This is a genomic window from Agrobacterium sp. SUL3 (assembly GCF_001263295.1).
GTDB lineage: Bacteria > Pseudomonadota > Alphaproteobacteria > Rhizobiales > Rhizobiaceae > Agrobacterium > Agrobacterium tomkonis.
The window spans coordinates 1-20,917 of the sequence record NZ_KQ414528.1 but is presented as its reverse complement, the minus strand read 5'-3'; the positions used below and the strand labels follow the sequence as shown (position 1 = coordinate 20,917).

Here is a 20,917-nt window from a genome sequence, read left to right as displayed (position 1 = left end):
GCTGGCTGACATGAGTGATAGCTATCCAAATCCGTTTACGAAGGAAGCAATGCAGCGGTTGCAATTCTGAGGGCGCTCAATCAACCCTCATTTGAACGCATAGAGCCTTTTCGCATCAATCGTACCTACTCTGTTAGCGATATCGATCTTCGCGCCTTAGATAAGAATTGATATAATCGTCAAGCCCTTCTTCAAGCAATGATTGGGGGCCATTATATCCGATTGACGCGACTTTTGACATATTTGCCTCGGTAAAGTACTGATATTTACCTCGGATCGCCTCTGGCATTTCAATGAAATTGATATTCAGCTTCTTGCCGAGAAGATCGCCCATGACATGAACGATGTCTGCAAACGATCGTGCTTTGCCAGATCCACAATTAAAGATCCCGCTATATTCCGGATTGTTCAAAAACCACAAGATGAGTGCCGTGCAATCTTTCACGTATACGAAATCCCGACGTTGTTCTCCATGTTCGATATCAGGTCGATAAGACTTGAAAAGGGATACCTCGTTGGTGGCCTGGACGACGTCAAAGAGTTTGCAGGCTACACTCCGCATATCATCCTTGTGATATTCATTTGGCCCATAAACATTGAAAAATTTCAGCCCTACCCACTGCGGCGGGGCGTTCTCACCACGTGCAACACGTTCGATGAAAATATCATCGGTTGTCTTTTTGCTCCAGCCATAAGCGTTCAGCGGCGCAAGAATGGCACGTGCCGACGCAGACTCGTCATCATCAAACCCCTCCTCGATGCCGCCATAGGTCGCAGCGGAAGACGCGTAGATGAAAGGAATCCCACGCTCAGCGCACCAGTCCCACAACATGACAGAATAGTTGATGTTAAGCTCGATCAATCTGTCCACATCGGCTTCCGTGGTGGCGGAAATTGCGCCCATATGTATTACCGCTTTCACATCCACTTTACTGCCGCGAAGATAGTCGAGCAGTCCTGCAGGTGGCACATAGGCTGCGATGTTACGCTTTGCGAGATTGCGCCACTTATCCCCACGGCCAAACCAGTCGACGACGGTAATTGGCCCCAGACCCGCCGCTTCTAAATCAGCCACAATGTTGGATCCGATAAATCCAGCAGCTCCGGTTACAATATACATCAAACCGCCTCATTTTTACTGCGCGCAATGGTCGCCGTCGTGCTTTTTCCGGGTACTATTTCGAATGTTACGACCTTACCACCATCCGCCATCACCAAATCCGCCCCGACAATGTTTTCAATCGTATAGTCCGCGCCTTTAACCAGTACATTGGGGCGTATCGTCTTAATGAGTTCAAGCGGCGTATCTTCGTCAAATACCACCACCGCGTCGACGAAAGCTAACGCACCCAGGAGTTCGGCGCGATCCAATTCGGTATTTATCGGTCTGGATGGACCTTTTAGCCGCTTTACCGAGCTATCTGCATTAACGCCAACGATCAGGCGATCACAATTATCCCTCGCAAACTGCAAAAGCCGGACGTGGCCGACGTGCAGGATATCGAAGCAACCGTTCGTAAAACCGACCCTCAGATTATCGCCCCGCCAACCCTCTGCCAGCGCCCCGACATCTTTCCTGTCGAGAAGCTTGTCCGAAGGGCTGACCTCCCCCGACGAGGTGTCATGAGATAAGGCATCTCGGAGTTCGGCAGCAGAGACAGTTGCCGTGCCTTTTTTACCGACCACAATGCCAGCAGCTGCATTCGCAATCCGTGCTGCATCAGCACGTGAAGTTTGGGAGCCCAGGCCAACAGCGAGCGTCGCAATTACCGTGTCGCCGGCGCCGACGACATCGAACACTTCTTTAGCTTCCGTGCGAATATGAAAAGGTGCATGGCCTCGCTCCACGAGGGTCATCCCCTTTTCCGCTCGTGTAATGAGGACCGCCTCGATGTCGTACCGCGACAAGATGAACTCCCCAGCCAATTCCGCTTCCTCATCGGTATCCGGCCATACACCAGTTACAGCCTGCGTTTCCTTTTGATTGGGGGTCACAATGGCGGAACCTGCGTAGCGGGTAAAATCGGAGGTTTTTGGATCGATAATAACCGGCTTCCCCTCAGTTCGGCACGCAGCAATAATTGACTTCACAACTCTTTCGCTTAACAAACCCTTAGCGTAATCCGACAATATGACAACGTTGTGAGATCCGATCAAGGAAAGCGCGCTCGAGATGACGCGATCCTCTTCCTCCTGGGAAATCGGCGAGACGTCCTCAAAATCAACGCGCAACATTTGCTGGCCGTGACCTAGGAAACGCGTCTTGATCGTCGTCGGGCGCTCGTCCAATGTCACGAAAGGCGCCGAAACGCCATGCACGCTGTTCAGCAACTCAAGAAGTTTGCTCCCATTGTTGTCTTTCCCCACCGCTCCGAGCAACGTACAACCTGCCCCAAGAGAAGATATGTTGCGCGCAACGTTAGCTGCGCCACCGGCAAAATATTCCTCAGATCGCGCGCACATAACCGGTACTGGGCCTTCCGGCGAAATGCGACCGACGTCGCCGGAAATAAAGCAGTCAAGCATTACATCGCCGATGCAGAGAACCTTAACTTCAGAAAATCTCAAATAGTCCAACATCACCAGTTATTCATCCTGTCGCTGTCCTAAACGTGAGCCACAACACACGCAAAGCGGTATGCCCTTTTTCAACTACTCTGGAAATTACAAAACTGCTATCGCGCCGAAGACGATTCAACTCAATAGTTACCTGCCCTAATCACGCTTAGAACACTAACACAAAGCATGATTATCACCACCTAAAGCTACCCTTTAACATTGAAAGTCGAACAGTTGATTTTCGCGATTAAAAATACCTTAAGCAAGAGGCCAAGCATATTGCATCTCACGCAAAAACCATCAGGAACATTAAGAAAAATACCATTACTTGCCTTGGAAAACATTCTTGCCAACCAACATTGTACATAAACGCATCTGGTAATGGTTCAGTTTTATTTTAGTGCGTCAAGAGCGTACTGGTGTGATTGCATCAAGAATTCCTTGCGCAACATCTCTCCAGGTTCGCATTTGTGGACGTGACAACGCGATGGTTTTTTTCAACTCCGAATAATCAGCAGGATTTTCCAGAAGCTTCTGGAGCTTATCCGCGAGGTCTTCGGGCCTTTCTGGATCGAAATAGCGTGCCAAATCCCCGCCTGCTTCCCGAAGTGCAGGAACATCTGCAGCCAGCGCCGGCGTTCCACACCACAATGCTTCACTGACCGGGAGGCCCCAGCCTTCCATTCGACTGGGCAGAAGCAGTGCATAGGCCTTTTCGTACAGCGCGCGCAACTCAGCCTGGTTAGGATTGAAAACGAAATGAAATTTGCTGGATAATGCTGCAAATTTTTCCTTTTTAAGGAATTTTTCTACCCTTTTACGCCGCGCACCCGCCAACACGAGTTCAGGCACTCCAACGCCTCGCTGATGCAAGAATAGCATTGCTTCGACCACGCACTCGAGATTTTTCCGACCATTGTAGATGCCAACACATAAAAGGTATGGCTTTTCCGGGCCGTACTTATCAACCGGCTCATTTGTGGGACGCAATTCGTGGCAAAGAGGAACTGCAACAACAGATGATACCGCGGGCAATATCCCGGCTTTCGAAAAATGCCGGACTTCTGCCGCGGTAAACTCGGAGTTGGTAAGAACCATAGACGCAGCCGTGATGGCAACCTTATTGTCGTGAATAAAGTTTCTCGGAAACGAGAACTGATTTCGATGGGTGAAATCATGCAAAGGGATCATGTCATGAAGAAGAGGGACGAAAATCGGCTTGGTCCCATTTTCCACCAGAGCCATCAGATAGTCTGACATTATTTTCGGACGCCCAAGCGCAATGAGGACCTGCCCATCAAGGTCTACAGCCTTAACCGCCCCAACGGGAACGGTTGCCCAGCGCTTCTTATTGCGATTCTGGACGATTTTGTGCAGAATCCGATAAAACGCGTTTTTAATAGCGTTTCTATCATATAAATTTTGACGAAGGCGCAAAGGCGTTGCCGAAGAAGGGATATTCGGATCAAGAACTCCCGTTGGCGACGCATCGCCTACGCGTGGAAAAACCTCAAAGAAGCGGCGGTGCAGCGGTGAGTAGATAACGTAGCGAACGGATGCATCGAGCTTTGTAAGCTCGTACGCAACTTCCATGACGGTTCGTGCTATACCATAATATTTGAATTTCACGCCGGAATTCAAATAGAGCTCTGATAAATCAAAAAATACGTCGGACATTCACTGACCTGCCTGCTTTGAACTGGCCCGACAATAGTCATCGGGGATGCAACCAAAAATCCTTCTGCAATCAGTGAATGGCATAATGCAGCCTTCACAAATAAGCCAGAACGTTTCAGGCGAGAGCTTTCGCGACTTCGCGTCGATATAGATTTTAGCCCACCAGCTTGTCAATCGCGCAGCCAATCAAACGCCCAGAGCCACATCAAAGGAGGAAAAATGCCGTTCTTAGAATCGCCAGTGCCTTGTAGACGTCTTTGGCGGGTCCGCTAGCAAACCTGCTCGATTTTCTGCTCTGAGTAACGATCTTTGCGCATCAGCTCTTATCTGCCGATCACTCATTTTCGTCGCCGTGACAACGCTCGATGTTGACACTTTAGATCGCTAGGCTTATTGGCGTGGTCTAAAATCAATCGGGCTCGTTGTCTACCAGAGCCTTTCGCGCATTTTTGCTCGGGCGCGAGAGAGATTATCGAGCTCGGCACGGCAGCGAGTGGAAACTAAGAAAACCATCCGGCATGAATAACATGCAGCTGAATGTGCAATCTAAAATGTGTGGGCGTCGACACCAAATAAGGATACTTCTGTGATCGGATCGTTTTTGTCGCCAAACGACAAGAAGTTGCTGACGCGACTTTTTAAAGAGAACTTCAAAAAACATGTCGGTTGGTACTCTGCAGCAATTGCGGCGATGGTTGTTGTTGCCGCCATGACGTCTCTCAGCGCTTGGATTATGCGCGATATCGTAAACAGCGTTTATCTGAAGAGAGGCTTTGACGTCGTTCTTGAGATTGCTTTTGCGGTCGCGGCCATTTTCATAGTCAAGGGTCTCGCGACTTTTGTACAGAGCTATTACCTGAGCAAGGCCGGCAACAGCATCGTCGCCGAGCAGCAGCGCAAAATCTATGATCGGCTGTTGAAACAGGGAGTGTCCTTTTTTCAAAACCTACCTTCCTCCGAACTTCTTGTGCGCGTCACCTACAATGCGCAGGCAGCCCGGAGCGTCATAGACACGATCGTCACCTCTTTTGTCCGGGACCTTTTTTCGCTCCTAGGACTGATCATCGTGATGTTCGCCCAGAACTTTCTTCTGAGTGCGATCTCCATGATTATCGGTCCATTGGCGATCTTCAGTGTTCGTCTTGTCCTACGTCGTGTTCGCAAGATCATGGAAGCTGAACTCGCCTCGCTGGGTGAAATTGTCAACGTCGTGCAGGAAACGAGCATTGGTGTTCGCGTCATCAAGGCATTTTCGCTTGAGAAACTGATGCGCCAGCGCATGAACAAAGCCGTGTCCGACGTTGAGCATCGCGCCAACGGCATTGCGAAGCTTGAAGCGGCGACCAGCCCGATCATGGAGACCCTGTCTGGCCTAGCGATTGCGGTCGTAATCGCCGTGTCCGGTTACACTGTGCTTGAAAAAGGGGGATCGCCGGGTGACCTGATGGCCTTTATTACGGCTTTGCTTCTTGCTTACGAACCGGCAAAACGTCTGGCCCGCATGCGTGTCCAGATCGAAGGCGGCATGATCGGCGTGCGTATGATGTTCGAGGTTCTTGACGCGCCTTTGACGCTTGCCGAGAAAAAGGATGCGCATCCGCTCCCCAAGGCAAGCGGCGATGTGGAACTAAAGAACGTCTGCTTCGAATATCTGTCGGGCCAGCCGGTTCTTACGGACGTCAACGTCGTTTTTGAGGGTGGCAAGATGACTGCGCTAGTCGGGCCTTCCGGTAGCGGCAAATCGACGATCATCAACCTTATAATGCGCCTTTATGATCCGCAGAGCGGCTCCGTCGCAATCAACGGAATGGATTTGCGCGATGCGTCGTTCGCCAGCCTGCGTGAGCACGTTTCATACGTTGGCCAGGAGACCTTCCTCTTCTCCGGAACCATCAAGCACAACATCTCTGTCGGTCGTGACAACGCTACCGATGAGGAAATAATCGCTGCGGCCAAGGCGGCAAACGCACATGATTTCATCATGAACATGCCTGATGGTTATGACAGCAAGCTTGGCGAAAACGGCTCCGGTCTGTCTGGTGGCCAAAGGCAGCGTGTTGCAATCGCCCGTGCAATGCTGAGAGACGCAGACATATTGATCCTCGACGAAGCAACAAGCGCGCTCGATTCGGAATCCGAAGCGCTTGTCCGAGACGCGCTTGAGCGTTTGACGCTCAACAAGACATCGATTGTCATTGCTCACCGTCTCTCTACAATCAACCGCGCCGACAAGATCGTCGTCATGGATAATGGTCAGATTGTCGAGCAGGGAAGCCGTCGCGAGTTGCTCGCAACGGATGGTCTCTACAAGCGATTGCACAGTATCCAGTTCGATGCAGACGTGGCCTAAGCAAACCAGAATCGGACGGCATTGGCGGATCTCAAAAACTTCCTCGTGAGATCAGATGCCGTCGATCGGTTAACGCAGAGTGCCAGGCGATTTCAATATCGCTTGCTCACCTGACTAGGACCGGCAGAATTCCGCAACGCGTTCATCGGTCAACCGTTTGGCGGCGCGGCTACGCTGATGGTGCAGACGACTTCCGTCCCCTGACGGATGGCAATCGCGATTCCCATTTACTCACGCTCGCCAACAGCACGGCCAAACCGAGAGCAGCAAGAGCATCGTGCTCCCTGTTGACGGCCTCGATTGTATTAATGGCGTTAGCAGGCTGCTTCCGAGCCACGCTTCGAGCGCAATTCTGAGAGCCTTTTGCCGTCCGCTTTTGCGAGCCAAATTGTACCATTTGCCGTCGCATAGGGCCGATGCCGGCGCTCATATCGGGCTCGAACACAAGGCCTGATCAACGGCCGTGGGCAGAAAAGTGTTTTTCTTTGCGGAGGTCGGCGTCACACGGAATGCCTGATGATTATCATAAGCTGATAGGTGGCATCAGGATCTGGTGACGCGCTTCGCCGCTTTATCGCTGAAATCGATCAAGGCGGCCAACGCGGTTCCGGACGCCGCCGCTGCGGCAGCGATGAAAAAAACCAACACGGGATCCAAAGCTCCTCAACGAGCAACTCTACATTTCACCAAAGCTTCTTCCATCTCCTTCCGCTCTATCCGCCGTGCAAAATCTTGACCTTCGGCTCGACGTCAACGGGAAGCGCATGCATACCGGCTCGACATGCCGGATGATTTTCCCGATAGCAACGCTTGTATCGCACATCAGTCGTTTCATGCGGCTTATGCCAAGGCGACCTGATCACCGCAGGGACACCGCCCGGTGTCGGCCTTGGCGTGAGACCCTCGGACTTCCTAAAAGCAGGCAACGAGGTCGCACTCCGCGTTGATGGCCTTGGCAGACAGCGGCAAATCGTGACAGCATTCGGCTCATGAGATTATCGAGAGACATGAGCGAAATGACAGCTATGGAAAAACTGGCGAAGCGTTTTGCAAAGACAAACCGGGAGGGTGACAAAATTCCATTGGCAAGGCTCGAGGCTGAGGGCCTCGTGCCCGGCACGCTCGCGGAGGCGATGACGGTACAGCAGGCCTTTGCGCGCTACTTGGGAAAACCCGCCGTCGGCTGGAAGGTGGCGATCCGCCCGGATGGCGAGCCGGTTGGGGCGCCCATGTTTGATTGCCGCGAGGTGGATGGCGCCAATGTCGCTTCCTTTCCGCTTCATGGCACGGAGGGCATAGAAATAGAAATCTGCTTTACGCTCTCCGCCGATATTCCCGCTTCAATCGAAGGGCTACTCACCAAAGCCGATCTGACAAGCTATATCAACAGTATCCATCTGGGTGTTGAACTTCTTCGCTACCGATTGCAGGAGAAAAACCAGGTGCCGTTTCCGCTCTTTCTCGCGGATCGCCTCGCCAACCACGGCTTCGTCATCGGCCCGGAACTAGACGAAGGCATCGTGGAGGTCTTTACCGGGAACGGCGAGAACCTGCTGCAACTCACCGTTACAGAGGGAACGGTGTCGCTTTTCGATGCCAAGGTCAAGCATCCGAATGGTGATCCGATTGCGCCGCTTGTCGCCTTCGCCAATTCGGCATTCAACACCGGCGAGATACTGAAGGCTAGCAATGTCGTGACGACGGGTAGCCTTTGCGGTGCGATACCAAGCACACTTGCTGGCGAGACGCGTATAAGGCTGGAATCGGCTGGTGCTTTCACACTCTCAGGGCCGAAACGATAGCCTTCGCTCCTCAGGCTGCTACCGTTTTCCGGCAGTCCGAGGCCTTAATTCCACTCACGCCTTTCGTGGCACGCGGAACGTCACTTCACCCGCCCATACTCGCCGAGAAAATCGAGCAGCGCCCGAATACGTGCCGGAAGCGGTCCCCGTTGGCCGACATAGACGGCATGAAACATCTCCGTTTCACCCGTATCGAGATGAACGAGGACCGGTATCAGACGGCGGGCGGCGATATCCTCCCGCACGGTAAAAGCCGCAAGGCGAACCAGACCGACACCGGCAAGGGCAAGACGGCGAAGCCCCTCGCCATCGCTCACCTGCACGCGTCCCGTGGCCGGAATGACGACGGTCTTTCCGTCGTTCCGTAACGGCCAGCCGTCGACGGACCGGGTGTAGCCAAAACCGAGACGGTTGTGATCTTCGAGATCGGTTATTGTCTGCGGCGTGCCATGACGCTCCAGATAATCCGGGGAGGCGGCGATGATCATTCTCGTCTCACCGAGCTTGCGAGCGACAAGCGTTGAGCTTTTTAACGGTCCCGCGCGCACCGCCACATCCGTGCGTTCCGCAAGCAGGTCGACCACCATATCTGTCTGGACGATATCAAGCGTAATGCCTGGATGGAGCGCCAGAAACCGTGGCAGGATGGGTGCAAGAATATGCGCTGCATAGGATGCGCTGGTGTTGATCCGCACGCGGCCGAGAGGCCGTTCACCTTCCCCGGCGGCGCGTTCGGCCTCTTCAAGATCGGCGAGGATACGGGTGGCCCGCTCATAAAAGGCGCAGCCCTCGGGCGTGATCTGAAGCTGACGGGTGGAACGGTTGAGCAGGCGCGCACCAAGGCGGCTTTCCAGCCGTGCGATCAGCTTGCTCACGGCGGAAGGCGTCATGCTAGCCGCAGCCGCCGCGCGGGAAAAACCACCAAGCTCTATGACCCGTACGAATATCTCCATCTCCCCTGCCCGGTTGATCTCCAATCGCGCCATGATGACTTCATCTCACAAGTGATAATAGTTTCGGCATTCTATTTCATTGAAGAGCAGGCGTCTATCTTACGACAGCGATTGTAACACACCGCAGTCTTCATCAGTCAGATCACGAATGGACGGGCAGAAGGCCACGCCGCGACGCGCGCCCACGACCATTTCGAAACAACAAAGGAAAGTCTCATGGAATATCGCCAGCTTGGCAAATCCGGTCTGAAAGTGCCGGTCTTGAGTTTCGGCACCGGAACCTTCGGCGGCTCCGGCCCGCTCTTCAGCAACTGGGGCAACTCAAATGCCGCAGAAGCCCGACGCCTGATCGATATTTGCATGGACGCAGGCGTCAACCTGTTCGATACCGCCGATGTCTATTCCAATGGAGCATCGGAGGAAGTGCTCGGCGAAGCCGTCAAGGGAAGGCGCGACAGAGTTCTGATCTCTACGAAGACCAGCCTGCCGATGGGTGACGGGCCGAACGAGGCCGGGTCGTCGCGCTTCCGGCTGCTGCGCGCGGTGGATGACGCCCTGCGCCGCCTAAAGACCGACTATATCGACATACTCCAGCTCCATGCCTACGATGCCTTCACGGTTGAGGAAGTGCTGTCGACGCTCGATACGCTCGTCCGGTCCGGCAAGGTCCGCTATACCGGCGTCTCGAATTTTTCCGGCTGGCAGATCATGAAGTCGCTCGCGGTCGCCGATCGATATGGCTGGCCGCGTTATGTCGTCAACCAAGTCTATTACTCGCTTGTTGGCCGCGACTACGAGTGGGATCTGATGCCGCTCGGGGCGGATCAGGGCCTTGGCGCCATGGTCTGGAGCCCGCTTGGCTGGGGGCGATTGACCGGAAAAATCCGTCGCGGCACGCCGCTGCCGGAAGGCAGCCGCCTGCATGAGACAGCCAGCTTCGGCCCGCCGGTGGATGATGAACATCTCTACCGCGTGATCGATGCGCTCGACGCTGTCGCGGAAGAAACCGGCAGGACGGTGCCGCAGGTCGCCCTCAACTGGCTGCTCAGACGCCCGACTGTTTCCACGGTCATCATCGGCGCGCGCAATGAGGAACAGCTTCGCCAGAACCTCGACGCCGTGGGATGGGAGCTGACGTCAGCACAGGTAGCGACGCTGGACGAGGCCAGCGAGACGACTGCTCCCTATCCGCATTTCCCGTATCAGCGCCAGGAGGGCTTTGCCCGGCTTAATCCACCGGCCGTAGCACGTCAGACCATGCCGTTCTAAGGCACGGTCAGGCCGCCTGAACCACAGGCGGCCTGACAAATGCGGGGCTTCAGGCGGTTTTGTTGGCGGAGCCTGCGTCCACCCGGCCCGAAAACCAGTTTGCCAGGATTGCACCGGAAATATTGTGCCAGACGCTGAAAATGGCGCTCGGAACGGCAGCGAGAGGCGAAAAATAGGCCGTGGCAAGTGCTGCACCAAGGCCCGAATTCTGCATGCCGACCTCTATCGCAATGGCCTTGCGCTTGGCAAGCGACAGGCCCGTTGCCTTTGCCGCGAGGTAACCGAGCAGATAGCCAAGGCCATTGTGCAGAACCACGACGGCAAAAATCATCAGCCCGGACTGGGCGATGGACGCCTTCGATCCTCCCACCACCGCCGCGACGATGAGGACGATGCCAATGACGCTGACGAGCGGCAACGCCGGTACGGCGGTCTTGACGAGACCGGGCAGCAGCTTTTGCAGGGCGGCGCCCAGAGCCAGCGGAACCAGAACGACCTTGACGATGCTGAGGAACATCGCCCAACCGTCGACGGGCAGGAACTGGCTTGCGAACAGCCAGACGAGGAATGGCGTCACCAGCGGCGCCGCGAGCGTGGTGACCGAGGTGCAGGCGACCGACAGCGCGACATCGCCCTTGGAGAGATAAGTCATGACATTGGAAGACGTGCCGCCCGGGCAGCAGCCAACCAGAATGACGCCAGCCGCGACTTCCGGCGGCATGGGAATGATAAGCGTCAGCAGGACGGCCAGAAGCGGCATGATGAGAAACTGGCCGAGTACGCCGATCGTCACATCGAACGGCCTTTTCACGACCTCCCTGAAGTCGTCGACCGAAAGTGTGAGACCCATGCCGAACATGATGATTGACAGAAGCGTTACGATCCAGGGCGCGATCTGCTTGAACGTATCCGGAAAGAAAAAGCCGAGGACGGCAAACAGGATGACCCAGATGGCAAAAGTCTTGCCCACAAAAGCCGAAATGGCTGCCAGCGTCTTCATTTTCATACTCCCAACATGATCATGAAAACCCCTCTAGACTCCTGTGGTGCCCTGTCAAGGTCATTACCGCGTTGCTAGACCTCGCGGTCGAAAACGATCCCTCCGCCGCGATACCACCGTCGCCACAGGACTGCAATTTGGACGAAGGCTCATCTATCCGCTTCCCGTTGCGCCGAAGAGAGCCCAAGGGCCGCGTACACAAGGTCTCAAATGCTGGACTGCCTTTTCGTCGTGCATCCGTTAGACTGCGTCAAACATCTCCCTGAACTCCGGATCGGCAAAATAGACAAGCTTCTCAGCGAAAATTGGTCGTTGCCCGGCCAGGAACAGCAATTGCCCTTTTGCGGGCAGATTGCGAACCTCATCAGGGGTGCCGACCCCGCATCGGGCAGCGCTGCAAAACCCTTCTACTCCTAAGCGGAATTGACAGATGAACCAGCCAAGCATGGAAAAAGACACTCTCAGGACAACGATCGATAATGTCGCCGCCGCCTTCAGCCGCCTCAAAGGCATTCAGGAAGGTCTGGTCAGCGGCAGTTCCGATGGCAAGATCCAGTTCGATGAATGGGATTGGGAAGTGGGTGTTGGCCTTTATGGTTTCCTGCGCCGGGCACTCGCGGCCAACGACCAGAAGGCACTGGACGACCTTGTGACATGGTACGGCTGGCAGATCGACCGTGGCCTGCCGCCGCGCCAGATCAACAGTTCCGCGCCGATGCTGCCCCTCGTCATCCTCACCGAACATGTCGACCGGCCGGATTTCCGCGCGTTGGTGGAAGACTGGGCCGGCTGGCTGGTGCATAAATTGCCAAAAACCGAAGATGGCGGTTTTCAGCACGTCGTGAAGGAACGGCTGAATGAGGGGGAGCTCTGGGACGACACGCTGTTCATGGCCTGTCTGTTTCTCGCTCGCGCCGGCGTTGTCTGCAAACGGCAGGACTGGATCGACGAGGCCGTCTACCAGTTCATGATCCATGCGCGCTATCTCTCCGACCCCGTCACCGGGCTCTGGTATCACGGCTGGACCTTCAACGGTCGCCACAATTTCGCGGACGCGTTTTGGGCACGCGGCAATTCATGGATCACCGTCGCCATTCCCGAACTCTTTGAACTGGTGCCGACACTCGCTCAGAAGGACAAACGTTTCCTCGCCAATGTGCTTTCAAGCCAGGTGCGGTCGCTGAGAAAATATCAGCGTGAAGACGGCATGTTTCATACGCTGCTCGATGACCCGACGTCGCCGGTCGAGACTTCGGCAACGGCCGGCATCGCCTATGGCATTCTGCGCGGCATCGAGGCCGGCATTCTCGGTGAAGAGAACCGTCCGCATGCGGAACGCGCGCTGAAGGCGGTGCTCGGCAATATCGATGACGAAGGCGTCGTTCACGGCGTCTCCGACGGCACGCCAATGGGCCACGATCTCGATTTTTACCGCCGCATCCCCAACCTGCCCACGCCCTACGGGCAGGCACTGACGATGCTGCTTCTGATCGACGTTTTTCTGAAAAGGCCAAAGACATCGTGAGCATCATGAACATCAGTCAGGACATCACAGTTGCGGCCAGTGGCCTCGATGCCACGGCGACCATCCAGCAGGCTATCGACGCCGTGTCATCAGCAGGCGGCGGGCGCGTTTCTCTCTCGGCCGGACGACATGTCAGCGCCGGTCTCCAGCTCAAAAGCGGCGTGGAACTGCACCTTGCCGCTGACGCGGTACTCGCCCCCGTTTCCGATTACGACGCTTACGCGCTGACCCGGGTTTCGGTGATTGCCGAAGACTCCGATCGCGGCATGATTATCGCCAAGGGCGCGCACGACATCGCCGTCACGGGTCCGGGCCGTATCGAGGCAGGCGGTGAAAACTTCATCATTGGCGACGACACAGCCATGGGCACCTATATCCCGGCAAAAAAACGCCCGCGTGTGATGGTGCTGGAAGCCTGCCGTAATGTCCGCCTCGAAAACCTGCACGTCAGTGGCTCCCCCATGTGGACGCTGCATATGGTCAATTGCGAGGACCTTCATTTCCGCAATCTGCGCATCGAAAACGACCGCCGCCTGCCGAATACGGATGGCATCGTGCTGGATGCCTGCCGCCGCGCGCTGATCGAGGATTGCTTCATCTCGACTGCGGATGACGGCATCTGCCTCAAGACCAGTGCCGGGCCGGATGGCAAGGCAGTGGGCGTGTGCGCCAATATCGCGGTTCGCCGCTGCACCGTTTCCAGCATGAGCTGCGCGCTGAAGCTCGGCACCGAATCCTTCGGCGATTTCACTAATGTGGTGTTCGAAGACTGCAAGGTGGTGCAGTCAAATCGCGGCATGGGTCTTTTCTCCCGTGATGGCGGCGCCATGCGCAACATCCGCTTTTCACGCATCGAGGCCGAGTGCCATGAGACGCCGGGTGGTTTCTGGGGTTCTGGCGAAGCTGTCACCGTCACTGTCGTTGACCGCCGCCCCGAACGGCAGGCAGGCATGGTGGACAATCTTGTTATCGAAGATTTGAGCGGTTCGATGGAGGGAGCGATCAACCTCGTATCCACCTCGGCAGCCGGCATTCACAATGTCAGGCTTGCGCGCATCACGCTGGCGCAGGAGCCCGGCAAGCTCGGCACCGGCCTGCAATATGACCTGCGTCCCACCAATGCCGATATAGCGCCAAGCGCCGATGCGGCCGGCCGCGCTAATGCCTGGACGCAGGATGCTGAGGGCCGGATCGTCGGTATGGAGGATTATCCGGGCGGCATGCCCACGATATATCTTGAGGGCGTTCACGGTTTTTCGGCTGACGATGTCGCCATCAAAAGAGCAATGCCCTTGCCCGAGGGTTGGAACGACCACGAGATCGTCGCGACGGCGAGCTCGGTTGAAGGGAGCAGGTGATGGGAAGTCTGAAACTCGAAAACCTCAACAAGGCGTTCGGCGCCGTTCACGTCCTGCATGATATCGATCTCCAGATCGAAAACGGCGAATTCGTCGTTTTCGTCGGCCCGTCGGGCTGCGGAAAATCGACGCTGCTGCGCATCATCGCCGGTTTGGAAGACGTAACGTCGGGCAGCATCGCGATTGGAAATCGCGATGTCAGCGCACTGTCGCCGGCCGAGCGCAAGATCGCCATGGTCTTCCAGTCCTATGCGCTTTATCCGCATATGAGCGTGCGCAAGAACCTCGCCTTCGGCCTGGAAAACCTGCGCTTCAAGCGATCGGAAATCGAAAACCGCATCAACGAGGCGGCGCGTATGCTCGCCATCGAACCCTATCTCGACCGCAAGCCGAAACAGCTTTCCGGCGGCCAGCGCCAGCGCGTCGCCATCGGCCGTGCCATCGTGCGCGAGCCTGACATCTTCCTCTTCGACGAGCCGCTATCGAACCTCGATGCCGCACTGCGCGTGCAGACACGCGCCGAAATCACCCGCCTGCATCGCGATATCAAGACGACGATGATCTATGTCACCCACGATCAGGTGGAAGCCATGACCATGGCCGACAAGATCGTGGTGCTGCGCGCCGGACGCATCGAGCAGGTGGGCAGCCCGCTCGAGCTTTTCGACAATCCGCGCAACCTCTTCGTCGCCGGCTTTCTCGGCTCGCCGCGCATGAACATGCTGAAGGGCACCATCACCAAGGGCAGTGACGGCGGCATCGCCATCGACACCGGTTATGGCGTGTCCCTGCCCTGCCTCATCGATCCGGCAGCCGTCAGCCCCGGGCAGGCGGTTCTCGCGGGCATTCGCCCCTCGCATTTCACCATCTCCGACAATGCCGGCTTGCCCTTCGAGGTGCAATATCACGAAAGCCTCGGCACCGAGACCTATCTCTATGGCAATCTTCAGGGAGAGAAGGAGCAGATCATCGTGCATCAGGCGGGCCATTTCGCCCCCGCTTCCGGCTCGGTGCTGAAGATCATGCCAACGCGGGAAAAGGTGCATGTCTTCGATCCCGCCACCGAACTGGCGCTGCCGCGCCTCGACAGCGAAGGGAGAGGTTAGCATGGCCAATCCGAAGCTTGCGAGACTGTCCGACCGTGCGCTCGATGCCGTGATGGCGATTGCCGAAGTGCCGCTCAACTTCATCGAGCGGCTGATCGGCAAAAGGCGCATGCCCTATATTTTCCTGATGCCGAACCTTGTCCTGTTCGGCATCTTCACCTTCCTGCCCATTGCGATTGCCGTCGGTTACGCCTTCACCGGCGGCACCGAACTTCTCATCACCGACCGCCCCTTTGTCGGGCTGGAAAATTTCGGCAAGCTGCTGGATTGCCAGAGCTACATGGACCCCGGAAGCTGCCGGGAATCGCTGTTCTGGACGGCGATCTGGAACACTTTGTGGTTCGTCGGCTTCAACGTCATCGCCACGTTGCTGGTCGCGCTCATCACCGCCCTCATCCTCAACCGGGCGATTGCCGCACGCGGTTTCTTCCGCGCCATGTTCTTTTATCCGGTCCTGCTGTCGCCCGTCGTCATCGGCCTCATCTGGAAATGGTTCCTCGACCGCAACGGCCTGCTGAACGCCTTTTTCCAGATGCTCGGCGTGCCGCCGGAAATCTTCCTGCTGGATGTCGGCTGGTCGCGGTTCTTCGTGGTCGTCGTTTCGGTCTGGTTCCATATGGGCTTTTATACGCTCATCCTGCTGGCCGGCCTTCAGGCCATCCCGAAGGACCTCTATGAAGCCGCCGCCATCGACGCCGCCTCGCCCCGGCGCACCCTGCTGCGCATCACCCTGCCGCTGCTTGGGCCCAACCTGCTGGTCGTGCTCATCCTCTTAATGATCAGATCGGTGCAAATATTTGATGAAGCGTGGGTTCTCACCAATGGTGGTGGACCGGGAACAGCCAATACATTCGTCGTGCAATATATCTACCAGATGGCCTTCGGCAGCGATCTGAGGCTGTTCGGCCTTGCATCCGCCGCATCGGTTCTGATGGGCCTTGTGCTTCTCGCGCTGACGCTGGTGCAGTTGCGCCTTGGCAAAAAGATGGAGTCCTGACCATGTCCAACGCCGTCTCCTTCCTCACACGCACCCGCCGCCCCGGCCGCATCGGCCTCACCGATATCCTGTCATGGGTCTGGCTTATTGGCGGCACGCTCGCCGTCCTCATCCCCGTCGTCTGGGCCGCCATGTCATCGCTGAAACCGGAAGCCGAAATCACCCGGTTTCCGCCGAGCCTTCTGCCGCGCGCCGCCGTGCAGGTGGAAGTGCAGGGTTACGACAAACCGCTCAGCCTCTGGAAAGCCCCCATCGACGGCATGGAGCGGGAGATGGCCATGGTCCGTCGCATCGGCCTCAAAGCCCAGATGGTGGACCCCGCCAATCCCGGTCCGCCGGTTAGCGTCGATACGCGGGAAATAACGCCGGTTCAGAAACTGACCATCGCGACGGAGAACTTCACCGATCCGCTCACCCGGTTCAGCTTTTTGACCTTCCTCAAGAACTCGGTCTTCGTCACTTTCGTGGCGACTATCCTGACGCTGATCGTCAATGCCATGGCAGCCTTCGCTCTCTCCAAATACCGCTTCCGCGGCGAGAAGGCGATCTTCGTGCTGATCATATCCACCCTGATGATCCCGCTCACCGTTGTCATGGTGCCGGCCTATCTCGTCATCGTCGGCGTCGGCCTCGTCGACAATCTCTGGGGCGTCATCATCCCGACGGTCGCGACGCCGACCGGCGTGTTCCTGCTGCGGCAATATATGCTGACCATTCCGGACGAGCTGATCGAGGCGGCCCGCGTCGATGCGGCAAGCGAATTCCGCATCTTCTGGCGCATCATCCTGCCGCTGACGGCGCCGGCGCTTGCGGTTCTCGCCATCTTCTCGGTGCTCTGGCGCTGGAACGACTTCCTCTGGCCACTGATTGTTCTCAGCAGCCGTGAAAACTTCACGCTGCAGGTGGGGTTGAATGCCTTCCAGGGCGAGTTCTCGGTGCAATGGCACTATATCCTCGCCATGACCTTCCTCAGCCTGGCGCCTGTCACCGTCGTATTCCTGTTCCTGCAGCGTTACATCACGACAGGCATTGCGGGGACAGGCATGAAGTGAGGCGGGGTTCGAGGATGCTCGCTTTAAAGCATAGCCGCTTCGACTATTGGATGATGTAGTACCGAGACCTCTCCACCCCGTCATACCGGCCATGAGCCTGTATCCTGCCAGCCCAAGTCCTTGGGCTGAAGGGGTCTCTCCGCCGCGCGAGAGCCGCGTCGGCTGGATGCCGGATCAAGTCCGGCATGACGGCGAGAAAATTAGTCGCCCAACAGGCATTCTCCACCAGCCCGCAGAGGGGCCGACGATCCTATTTTGGCGGCGGAGCGATGCTACCCCTTAATACCAGCCGACAGCCGAGTTCCAGCCGGTGCGCCGGTCGGGTGGGATCAGCTGCCACAAGCCGCTGTTCCAAAAGTGAAAGGGCGGCACCGCCCAGCCTGTCAGCGGGCAATTGTATGGTGCTGAGCGGCGGCGCGCTGAAGGCGGCCGGCATGATATCGTCAAAACCAAGCACCGAGACATCATCGGGAACGCGGATACCGGCCTCCGTCAACGCCTTCAGGCAGCCGAGCGCCAGATTATCGGCGGCGCAGAAGATCGCCGTTGCGTTTCTAAGCGGGCGTGTCTCGGCCAGCAGGCGGCGGATGGCGACCTCGCCCCATTCCGGCTCGTAGCTTTCCACCTCGATAACCATATCGGCCGGAACTGTCAGGCCTGCCGCGAGATACGCGTCGCTATAACCATCATAACGGCGGCGGATCGTCGTGCGGCCCTTCCAGGTGACATGCAATATGTCGCGATGCCCGAGTGAGAGCAGATGCTCGATACCGAGCCGCGCACCAAAACGGTTCTCGGCCGTCACCGTATCGACGATCATGGCCGGGTCTTCGCCATTGATCAGGACCACCGGCCTGGAAAGCGCGGACAGCGCCTCGACCAGTTGCGCCCTGTCATCATTCAGGACCACGATGCCATCGACATTGTCGGCATCGGCAGCCTCCGCGACGGTAACGGGATCGAGCCGGCTCGTCGTGCTGACAAAGGGAACGATGCGAATGCCGCGCTTCTCGCATTCACGCCGGAAGCCGTTCAGCATCGTCCAGCTGACCATATTGAGATCGCTCTGCGGCGCTGCATCATTGGTCATGGCGAGCAACACGACACGCAGAGTGGCGATCGTCGCCTTCTGCCGGCGGTTTTCGAGATAACCGAGCGAACGAGCCGCTTCCAGCACCCGCTCGCGAACCTGCGTGGTCAAGGGTGCGGTGCCGTTGAGGGCATGCGAAGCGGTACTCAGCGAAACATTCGCCTCCCGCGCCACGTCCTTAAGCGTCGTTTTCCTGTCTATTTTCATAAAGGGGAAATTCAACCACTCTACTTCGGACGGTGCGGGCAGAAAGCCTGCCCCACGCAGTCGATCTGAAAAATACCCGTGCCTGTTTGCTGTTCTCTCGTCGCCGGAAGATTACAGCATCATCCGTAAATGCGGAATTGATTTCTCTGGGTTTTTAATCTCCCGCAAGAAACGCCGCCCGCAGCGAACCGCGAACGGCCACGCGGTCAGAGCCCCTGAGAGATATGGTCGATGCTGTCCTTCACGGCAGCTGCCGGATCCTTCAGCTCGTGCACTTCCGTCGCAAAGGGCTCGAAGCTGTAAGGTCCCTTGTAACCGGCCGCCTCGAGTGTCCTGATCTGGGCGATATTCTCCAGCCGGTCGTCGCCATCCACCAGAACGCGGTGAGCGTCAAGCATGTCGGCCACGGAGACGGCAGGATCGGTCACGCCGGAAATGTGGACCAGCCCCGTTCGTTCCGGGAAAAACGCCGTCTCGCCCGCGAGGTGGTGATGGAAGGTGTCGTGCACCAGCCTGTAGACATCGCCGCCGCCGGCCGCGTCGATTGCCTTGATGGCCTCGGCCTTGGTGCGCAGTGATGATACCGGGAAGCCGAGTGGCTCGACAAGGCCGGTCAGGCCGCGTTCTTCGAGGATCGGCTTCATGGCCTTCAGCGCCGTGACGAGATCGTCAAAAGACACTGGCGTCCCATCATTGAGCGGGCACATGACCAGCGCTTTCGCGCCACTTGCCGCCGCATAATCGGCCATCGCGACGGCCCGCGCAGGCAGGTCGCCCGACCAGACGTTGAAGGGATAAAGCGCATTGATCGAGATGATCGTTACGCCGGCCTTTTCGGCCGCCGCCTTCACGGCCGCCGGCTCAACCGTGCCGACGATATCAGGCAGGTCGTTGCGGATTTCGACTTCGGTAAGGCCGAGTTCACGGGCTGTCGCGAAGAACTCCTCAAGGGAAAGCTTCGGCGCGGTGATGTGGTTGATGGCAAAACGCATGAAAGACCTCACTGATAAAGGGCGGGACGGGTGGGAAGCTCAATCGCGACGGCTGCCCCGTCCGTTTCCTGCGCGGCCACGCAGGCGTCGGAAGTGATGGCGGCGACGTAGCCATCCCAGGAGTTGGGCCCCGATGCCGTGCCCTTCGCCGCCGCATGGATGAAGTCCTGCAACTCCACATCGTAGCTGGCGATGAAGCGATCTTTCCAGTCAGTCAGAATGTCGTTCTGCAGCTTGGCGCCGAGGCGCGTTTGCACCGACATCGGCTCCGGCAGGCTGGCAATGCCGTCCTCGCCCACCACCTGGCACTGGATGTCATAGCCATAGTGGCAGTTGACGAAGATTTCGACGTCGATGATCGTGCCCTTCGCCGTCTCCAGAATGACGATCTGCGGGTCCTTCAGCCTTGCATGGCTTCTGGCCGCCGAACGGGGAAAGAGAACACGCGCCGAAACATAGTCATCGTCAAGCAGCCAGCGCAGCACGTCGATCTCATGGATCATCGTGTCATGGATCGCCATGGGCGTGACATATTGCTCCGGAACCGTTGGATTGCGGTGGGCGGCGTGCACCATGATCGCCGCGCCGATTTTGCTATCGACGGCCCTTTTCAGCGCCACGTAACCGGCATCGTAGCGGCGCATGAAGCCCACCTGAACCAGCCGCTTGCCATGCGCCACCTCGGCGTCGACGATGCGTTTTGCCCCTTCCGCCGTTGTTGCCAGCGGCTTTTCGCAGAAGCACGGCTTGCCGGCGGCAATGGCCGCCAGCACATATTGCTCATGCGTGGCACCCCATGAGGTGACGAGCACGGCATCCACGTCCGGTGATGCGATCAGCTCTTCACCGGTGGCGAAAACGACGGCATCGGGGGCGATGTCGTTCTTGACCGCCTCGGCGGATGCGCGGTTGACGTCGCTGAGAGCGACGATCTTCGCACCGCCCAGAACCTTGTTGATACGGCGGGCGTGATCACCCCC

The 20,917-nt window shown here is 57.2% G+C and carries 17 protein-coding genes and 2 pseudogenes; 10 read left to right on the top strand and 9 right to left on the bottom strand.

Annotated elements, in window-relative coordinates:
• Window positions 1-133 precede the first annotated feature (133 nt).
• From rfaD to AKG12_RS27150, 3 genes are all read right to left on the bottom strand, one after another.
• Complete coding sequence (gene rfaD, locus AKG12_RS27160) at window positions 134-1,120, bottom strand: ADP-glyceromanno-heptose 6-epimerase (RefSeq protein ID WP_052821224.1); 987 nt, start codon at window positions 1,118-1,120, stop codon at window positions 134-136.
• Window positions 1,120-2,580, bottom strand: a complete 1,461-nt coding sequence (gene rfaE1, locus AKG12_RS27155; RefSeq protein ID WP_052821223.1) for a D-glycero-beta-D-manno-heptose-7-phosphate kinase — start codon at window positions 2,578-2,580, stop codon at window positions 1,120-1,122. The genes rfaD and rfaE1 overlap by 1 nt, the downstream gene beginning before the upstream one ends.
• Before the next feature lie 384 nt (window positions 2,581-2,964).
• Window positions 2,965-4,236, bottom strand: a complete 1,272-nt coding sequence (locus AKG12_RS27150; protein WP_037093490.1) for a glycosyltransferase family 4 protein — start codon at window positions 4,234-4,236, stop codon at window positions 2,965-2,967.
• 586 nt (window positions 4,237-4,822) lie between these two features.
• On the opposite strand from AKG12_RS27150, the gene AKG12_RS27145 reads away from it, so the two are divergent.
• The 4 genes and pseudogenes from AKG12_RS27145 to AKG12_RS27140 all read left to right on the top strand — a co-directional run bounded on the left by AKG12_RS27145 (window position 4,823) and on the right by AKG12_RS27140 (window position 8,388).
• Entirely contained in the window at window positions 4,823-6,586 is a 1,764-nt protein-coding gene (locus tag AKG12_RS27145) for an ABC transporter ATP-binding protein (protein ID WP_052821222.1), read from the top strand.
• A gap of 553 nt (window positions 6,587-7,139) precedes the next feature.
• Complete coding sequence (locus AKG12_RS30880) at window positions 7,140-7,322, top strand: hypothetical protein (RefSeq protein WP_285278021.1); 183 nt, start codon at window positions 7,140-7,142, stop codon at window positions 7,320-7,322.
• A pseudogene (locus AKG12_RS31445) lies at window positions 7,306-7,579 on the top strand (fumarylacetoacetate hydrolase family protein); the annotation flags it as partial. The gene AKG12_RS30880 and the pseudogene AKG12_RS31445, both read left to right, overlap by 17 nt.
• Before the next feature lie 23 nt (window positions 7,580-7,602).
• Window positions 7,603-8,388, top strand: a complete 786-nt coding sequence (locus AKG12_RS27140) for a 2-keto-4-pentenoate hydratase (protein WP_052821233.1) — start codon at window positions 7,603-7,605, stop codon at window positions 8,386-8,388.
• Window positions 8,389-8,468: 80 nt separating this feature from the next.
• Here AKG12_RS27140 and AKG12_RS27135 read toward each other — a convergent pair whose 3' ends face one another.
• Window positions 8,469-9,374: a LysR family transcriptional regulator gene (locus AKG12_RS27135; protein WP_052821221.1), complete on the bottom strand. Its 906-nt coding sequence runs from the start codon at window positions 9,372-9,374 to the stop codon at window positions 8,469-8,471.
• A gap of 183 nt (window positions 9,375-9,557) precedes the next feature.
• Here AKG12_RS27135 and AKG12_RS27130 point away from each other — a divergent pair, with 183 nt between their 5' ends.
• Window positions 9,558-10,610, top strand: coding sequence for an aldo/keto reductase (locus AKG12_RS27130; protein WP_052821220.1), 1,053 nt, complete (start codon window positions 9,558-9,560; stop codon window positions 10,608-10,610).
• 49 nt (window positions 10,611-10,659) lie between these two features.
• On the opposite strand, the gene AKG12_RS27125 is transcribed toward AKG12_RS27130, so the two are convergent.
• Window positions 10,660-11,610, bottom strand: coding sequence for a bile acid:sodium symporter family protein (locus tag AKG12_RS27125; protein ID WP_052821219.1), 951 nt, complete (start codon window positions 11,608-11,610; stop codon window positions 10,660-10,662).
• Window positions 11,611-11,850: 240 nt separating this feature from the next.
• Window positions 11,851-11,982 (bottom strand): annotated as a pseudogene (locus AKG12_RS30475) (type IV secretory system conjugative DNA transfer family protein); the annotation flags it as partial.
• 58 nt (window positions 11,983-12,040) lie between these two features.
• Between AKG12_RS30475 and bglB the strand changes: the two are divergent.
• From bglB to AKG12_RS27095, 5 genes are read left to right on the top strand one after another with little or no spacing between them, the layout of a single operon-like run.
• Window positions 12,041-13,135 carry a beta-galactosidase BglB gene (gene bglB / locus AKG12_RS27115; protein ID WP_052821217.1) on the top strand — a complete coding sequence of 365 codons (1,095 nt, stop codon included), beginning with the start codon at window positions 12,041-12,043 and terminating at the stop codon, window positions 13,133-13,135.
• A 5-nt stretch (window positions 13,136-13,140) separates the two neighbouring features.
• Complete coding sequence (pglB, locus tag AKG12_RS27110) at window positions 13,141-14,493, top strand: polygalacturonase PglB (RefSeq protein WP_052821232.1); 1,353 nt, start codon at window positions 13,141-13,143, stop codon at window positions 14,491-14,493.
• Window positions 14,493-15,599 carry an ABC transporter ATP-binding protein gene (locus tag AKG12_RS27105; RefSeq protein WP_052821216.1) on the top strand — a complete coding sequence of 369 codons (1,107 nt, stop codon included), beginning with the start codon at window positions 14,493-14,495 and terminating at the stop codon, window positions 15,597-15,599. Before pglB ends, AKG12_RS27105 begins: the two co-directional genes overlap by 1 nt.
• 1 nt (window position 15,600) lies before the next feature.
• A complete protein-coding gene (locus tag AKG12_RS27100) occupies window positions 15,601-16,596 on the top strand; it encodes a carbohydrate ABC transporter permease (RefSeq protein ID WP_004433473.1) in 996 nt (331 codons plus the stop codon).
• 2 nt (window positions 16,597-16,598) lie between these two features.
• A complete protein-coding gene (locus tag AKG12_RS27095) occupies window positions 16,599-17,648 on the top strand; it encodes a carbohydrate ABC transporter permease (protein ID WP_035226207.1) in 1,050 nt (349 codons plus the stop codon).
• Window positions 17,649-17,898: 250 nt separating this feature from the next.
• On the opposite strand, the gene AKG12_RS27090 is transcribed toward AKG12_RS27095, so the two are convergent.
• The 3 genes from AKG12_RS27090 to AKG12_RS27080 all read right to left on the bottom strand — a co-directional run.
• Window positions 17,899-18,945: a LacI family DNA-binding transcriptional regulator gene (locus tag AKG12_RS27090; RefSeq protein ID WP_197283364.1), complete on the bottom strand. Its 1,047-nt coding sequence runs from the start codon at window positions 18,943-18,945 to the stop codon at window positions 17,899-17,901.
• A gap of 206 nt (window positions 18,946-19,151) precedes the next feature.
• Window positions 19,152-19,937 (bottom strand): TIM barrel protein, encoded by a 786-nt coding sequence (locus tag AKG12_RS27085; protein ID WP_052821214.1) that lies wholly within the window; start codon window positions 19,935-19,937, stop codon window positions 19,152-19,154.
• Window positions 19,938-19,945: 8 nt separating this feature from the next.
• A partial coding sequence (locus AKG12_RS27080) for a Gfo/Idh/MocA family protein (protein WP_156316100.1) occupies window positions 19,946-20,917 on the bottom strand: 972 nt, incomplete at its 5' end.